Origin of the sequence: Caballeronia sordidicola, from assembly GCF_002220365.1 — a bacterium.
Lineage (GTDB): Bacteria > Pseudomonadota > Gammaproteobacteria > Burkholderiales > Burkholderiaceae > Caballeronia > Caballeronia sordidicola_C.
The window spans coordinates 1-4,697 of the sequence record NZ_MTHB01000254.1 but is presented as its reverse complement, the minus strand read 5'-3'; the positions used below and the strand labels follow the sequence as shown (position 1 = coordinate 4,697).

At 58.2% G+C, this 4,697-nt stretch carries 6 protein-coding genes and 1 pseudogene; 6 read left to right on the top strand and 1 reads right to left on the bottom strand.

Translation table 11 applies throughout. The annotated features are described in order from the left end of the window. The 6 genes from BSU04_RS35540 to BSU04_RS35515 all read left to right on the top strand — a co-directional run. On the top strand, positions 1-290 hold a 290-nt coding region (locus tag BSU04_RS35540; RefSeq protein WP_179258556.1), incomplete at its 5' end, for a transposase. A gap of 161 nt (positions 291-451) precedes the next feature. Further along, positions 452-829 carry a 3-oxoacyl-[acyl-carrier-protein] synthase III C-terminal domain-containing protein gene (locus tag BSU04_RS35535; RefSeq protein ID WP_256983704.1) on the top strand — a complete coding sequence of 126 codons (378 nt, stop codon included), beginning with the start codon at positions 452-454 and terminating at the stop codon, positions 827-829. A 37-nt stretch (positions 830-866) separates the two neighbouring features. After that, complete coding sequence (locus BSU04_RS35530) at positions 867-1,604, top strand: hypothetical protein (protein ID WP_256983703.1); 738 nt, start codon at positions 867-869, stop codon at positions 1,602-1,604. Continuing rightward, entirely contained in the window at positions 1,541-2,896 is a 1,356-nt protein-coding gene (locus BSU04_RS35525) for an NAD(P)/FAD-dependent oxidoreductase (protein ID WP_256983702.1), read from the top strand. Before BSU04_RS35530 ends, BSU04_RS35525 begins: the two co-directional genes overlap by 64 nt. A gap of 139 nt (positions 2,897-3,035) precedes the next feature. Then, entirely contained in the window at positions 3,036-3,329 is a 294-nt protein-coding gene (locus tag BSU04_RS35520) for an acyl carrier protein (RefSeq protein ID WP_179258555.1), read from the top strand. Continuing rightward, the gene (locus tag BSU04_RS35515) at positions 3,326-4,492 is read left to right on the top strand and encodes a beta-ketoacyl-[acyl-carrier-protein] synthase family protein (RefSeq protein ID WP_089164921.1); all 1,167 of its coding nucleotides are present in this window, start codon (positions 3,326-3,328) and stop codon (positions 4,490-4,492) included. The genes BSU04_RS35520 and BSU04_RS35515 overlap by 4 nt, the downstream gene beginning before the upstream one ends. Here BSU04_RS35515 and BSU04_RS35510 read toward each other — a convergent pair. Next, a pseudogene (locus BSU04_RS35510) lies at positions 4,434-4,697 on the bottom strand (hypothetical protein); the annotation flags it as partial. The gene BSU04_RS35515 and the pseudogene BSU04_RS35510 sit on opposite strands and share 59 nt — an antisense overlap.

The window sequence follows — 4,697 nt, the reverse complement described above, 5'->3', positions numbered from 1 at the left end:
AACTGCTTGCCTTCTATGACTTTCCTGCCGAACACTGGCAGCATTTGAGAACAACCAATCCCATTGAGTCGACCTTCGCCACAGTCCGACATCGAACAACCCGCACGCGCAATTGCGTCTCGCGTGCGACGTTCCTGGGCCTCGCATTCAAGCTGATCGAGTCGGCGGAAAAATCGTGGCGGCGCATTCGTGCACCTGAAAAAGTCGCCTCACTGCTCCAAGGCGTTCCTTTCAAAGACGGACTACCGGTGACCGACAGCACACCGGCTCAGCAACCGCTTGCCGCCTGATCAAATCTAACTTCCCAAACACCACATTTGACTTTATCTCCTGTCTGTTCGGCGACGGCGCGGGCGCCGCCGTCTTGTCGCCCGACCCACGTGCAACGACGCGCCAAATTGAGTGGGTCGACAGCACGTCAGTAACCGATCCGACCGAACGTAAAGCGCTGATGTTCGAAAGCCAAAATGGCATGTTGCGCAACGTGTTGACCCGCGCGGTACCCGGCCTTGCGGCTCAATATGCACGCCGCGTGCTGGATACAGTGCTGCAGCGCGCCGAGCTTCGCCCCGCGGACGTGTCTGCGTGGATCATGCATGCGGGCGGTCGCGACGTATTAATCGCACTTGAACGAGAGTTCAAATTGAACAGTGCGTGCTTCCGCTACAGTGCGGACATGCTGCGTGAGTATGGAAATCTGTCGAGTGCCTTTGTGTATTTTGTGCTCGAGGCGGCGTTGGCGGATGACGCGCCGGGTGGTTGGTGGTGGCTGTCATCGTTCGGTGCTGGGTTTAGTTGCCACGGCGCTTTACTCAAAGTCGGTATGTGATTTTTGGAAAAGGGGTGTCTCCACGGAGACGGTCGTTATGATGAATCTACCCAGGACAGTGGTTGCCGAAACTCTCGACGGGTTGCGCGAGGAGGATCCGGTCGCTAAACGCTCCCGTCGGGACCTTCAGCGCGTGCACCGGGTCATGGGCACACGTTCAATCATTAAACGGGCTGTGAATACGCTTCTAGCGTCTCGATTGACTTCACAACCGCTACGCATATTGGAACTCGGTGCTGGGGACGGCACCCTGTTACTGGGGGTGGCAAAGGCATTATCGCCTGCGCTCGGCCGTGTCGATTTAACTTTACTTGATCGTCAGGACCTGATTGCGCCATCCACCGTCGACGGATACTCGAAACTCGGGTGGATCGCGAGCGCAGAGGTTGTTGACGTCTTTGACTGGATTGCCGGGAACGTCCCGTCGATGTCGTCTGGGCGGCAATTTGAAAGGTGGGATCTAATCGTCGCGAACCTCTTTCTGCATCATTTTGAGGATCACGAGCTTCACTCGCTGCTCGCCGCGATCGCCGCACGCGGGGATCGTTTCCTCGCGTGCGAGCCACGTCGTGCCCAGCTAGCCCTAGTGGGAAGCCATCTGATCGGCGCGCTTGGCGTGAACTCAGTCACACGCTCGGACGCGGTATTGAGCGTGCGTGCTGGATTTTGCGGAGACGAACTCTCACGACTGTGGCCGGCTCAGACGGCAGATTGGAAACTAACCGAGTATCCGGCCGGACTCTTCAGCCATTGCTTTTCCGCTTCTCACCAATAGGAGGGCCAATGCGTACCCATTTCGATGCGATTATCGTCGGTGCGGGACCGGCGGGCTCCTCGGCAGCCATCTTGTTAGCACGAGCGGGCTGGTCAGTTGCTCTCATTGAAAAGCAGCGTTTTCCGCGCCGTAAAGTGTGCGGCGAGTGTATCGCGGCGAGTAACCTACCGCTCTTGGCGGCGCTTGGCATCGGCGCGGCAATCGACCGCCATGCTGGACCGGAGCTGCGCCAGGTCGCGTTCATGCGCGGCGATAACACAGTCGTTGCCAACCTGCCTGCTGCCGACCATCCTAAATATCGGTGGGGACGGGCTCTGGGCCGAGAAACGCTCGATACCCTTTTGATCGAGCAGGCGCGAGCAGCGGGCGCGGACGTTTGGCAGCCGTGGTCTGTGCAGAGCATCGACGGCAAACCGGGCGCTTGGTTGTGCGTGATTCACTTGGCGGAGGCTATGCACGGATTGAACGCCTCGGACAGGGCAACATTGCAAGCACCGGTAATGATCGATGCACATGGGTCGTGGGAGTCGCTGCCGTCAGACCGCCCGCAACGCGGGCGCAAACGCGAGCCGACTGACTTGCTCGCTTTCAAGGCCAACTTTCGTTATGCCTCGTTGGACGCCGGCTTATTGCCTGTGCTTTCTTTTGACGGTGGCTACGGCGGAATGGTCGTAGCGGACGATGACGTGACGACCGTGGCAGGTTGCATTCGGCGCGATCGCTTGGACGAACTACGACGAACTGCCCGCGGCGTCAGCGCCGGCGAGGCGATTGAGGCCATGCTCCGGCACACATGTACAGGTGTCGGTGCTGTACTGCGAGATGCATCGAGGCAAGGCTCCTGGCTTGGTGCCGGGCCTCTCAATCCTGGAATCCGGGTTCGAGCCAAAGATGGGATTTTTCGCATTGGCAATGCTGCCGGAGAGGCACATCCGATCATCGGCGAGGGCATGAGCATGGCCTTGCAGTCTGCGTGGCTACTGTGCGTACATTTACTTGAACCCGAGCAAAAGCTCGACAGGGACAGGAATCACATCGTGCGTTGGCAGCGGTTTGTAGCGAGCAAGTATGCTGATGACTGGCGTCGAGAGTTCGTCTCACGTATCCGGTTAGCTTCTGTCTTCGCCCACGCAGCCATGAATCCGGCTAGCGCTACGATATTGACGTCGCTGGCTCGAACATGGCCCGGTCTGTTGCCATTCGGAGCGAAGTGGGGCGGTAAAACACGATGCGCTATCAATTCGAAGAGCGTTAAGCTGCTGACTTCGACGGCGACCTCCAATGCCCTTTAACGACTGCTTCGGTTATGGAAGGTCATGACTAGCGTACGCTGCCGTCATTGTCGCTGTTGCGGCTCCTTCAGAAGGAGAAGTCCGGCCGGAACAGAGAGCTCCGCGCTCAATGGAATTCCCACTTTTTATTACGAGCCCCATGACAAACACTTTCGATTGGATCTGCGCGACGCTCGTTGAAGATTATCAGCTTGACGCAGCCTCGTTGACGCCGGACGCAACGCTCGAAACGCTAGGAATCGATTCGCTTGCGGTAGCCGAATTGCTATTCAAAGTTGAGGACGTCTTCCGCATCACGGTTTCGTCTGAATCTGAACTGGTCCCTCTCTCGACCCTCGGCGAAATCGTTGACTTTATAGACAAGCAAGTTTCTGCACAGCACGGTACTGCGAGTCACGATCCGGTCCCGTCATCGGTCCCGCCGTCGCCATGAGGCGGGTAGCTGTCACCGGAATCGGCACGGTTTGCCCGCTCGGCAACGATGCTCAAGAGGCTTACGCAAATGCGTACGCCGGACGTTCTGGAATTGGTCGCCTTCTCGCACCGTCCCTTGCGCGACTGGTAGACCCGGTTGCCGCAACTGTGCAATTCAGTGGTGCCGAATTTTTTGCGCCGCCGAAGCTTCGCATGCTTGATCGGGTCAGCCAATTTGCAGTTATCGCTGCGAATGAGGCCGTGGCCGCGGCAAACTTGGAGCGGGGGCATATCCGTCAGATCCGGTGCGGTGTGTTCGTAGGCACAGGGATGGGCGGCACACAAACCGCGGACGAAGGCTATCAGACCCTGTACGGAGAGCAGTCCGATCGAATTAAGCCGTTCACTGTCTTATTGGGCATGTATAACGCGCCGGCCGCGTGGGTCAGTATCGAGCACGGTCTTAAGGGTCCGAGCCTGACATACTCGACCGCCTGTGCCTCTTCTTCTGTTGCGATCGGCGAGGCGTGGCTGCGCGTTGCGCACGGCGAAATCGAAATGGCCATCGCCGGCGGCACCGAAGCACCGCTGTCCCTCGGCTCATTGAAGGCCTGGGACGCGCTCCACACATTGGCGACCGTCGATTTCGAGGAGCCTGCGGCCTCATGCAAGCCGTTCTCGAAGAATCGCAGTGGGATGGTACTGGGTGAGGGCGCTGCAATGGTGATATTAGAGAATTGGGAGCGCGCTGTTGCCCGTGGAGCGACCATCTATGGCGAGGTGCTTGGATACGGGCTCACCACCGATACTGGTCACATCACTCGACCCAGCGTTGAGGGGCAGGCGGCAGCCATGCTTACAGCGCTTTCTTCGGCAGGAATCGATTCATCCGCAATTGACGCGATCAATGCACACGGCACGGGGACCGTCCCCAACGACGTGACCGAAACAGCAGCAATCAAAGCCGTGCTGGGTGATAGGGCGTATTCGGTTCCCATCAGCGCGACCAAATCGTGTCATGGACATTTGCTAGGCGCGGCTGGAGCGCTCGAATGTGTGTTGTCACTGTTGGCAATGCGGCATGAGATAAAGTCAAATGTGGTGTTTGGGAAGTTAGATTTGATCAGGCGGCAAGCGGTTGCTGAGCCGGTGTGCTGTCGGTCACCGGTAGTCCGTCTTTGAAAGGAACGCCTTGGAGCAGTGAGGCGACTTTTTCAGGTGCACGAATGCGCCGCCACGATTTTTCCGCCGACTCGATCAGCTTGAATGCGAGGCCCAGGAACGTCGCACGCGAGACGCAATTGCGCGTGCGGGTTGTTCGTAAGCGATCGGTCAAGCACGCCCCTTGCGCCAGGCGTTGAATAGAGGAGCATGTAGCATTTTCAGC

What these genes read in the sequence shown, in the direction of transcription:
- BSU04_RS35515 (WP_089164921.1), top strand. Translation starts at nt 3,326, where the DNA reads ATGAGGCGGGTAGCTGTCACCGGAATCGGCACGGTTTGCCCGCTCGGC.
- BSU04_RS35520 (WP_179258555.1), top strand. Translation starts at nt 3,036, where the DNA reads ATGACAAACACTTTCGATTGGATCTGCGCGACGCTCGTTGAAGATTAT.
- BSU04_RS35530 (WP_256983703.1), top strand. Translation starts at nt 867, where the DNA reads ATGATGAATCTACCCAGGACAGTGGTTGCCGAAACTCTCGACGGGTTG.
- BSU04_RS35535 (WP_256983704.1), top strand. Translation starts at nt 452, where the DNA reads ATGTTCGAAAGCCAAAATGGCATGTTGCGCAACGTGTTGACCCGCGCG.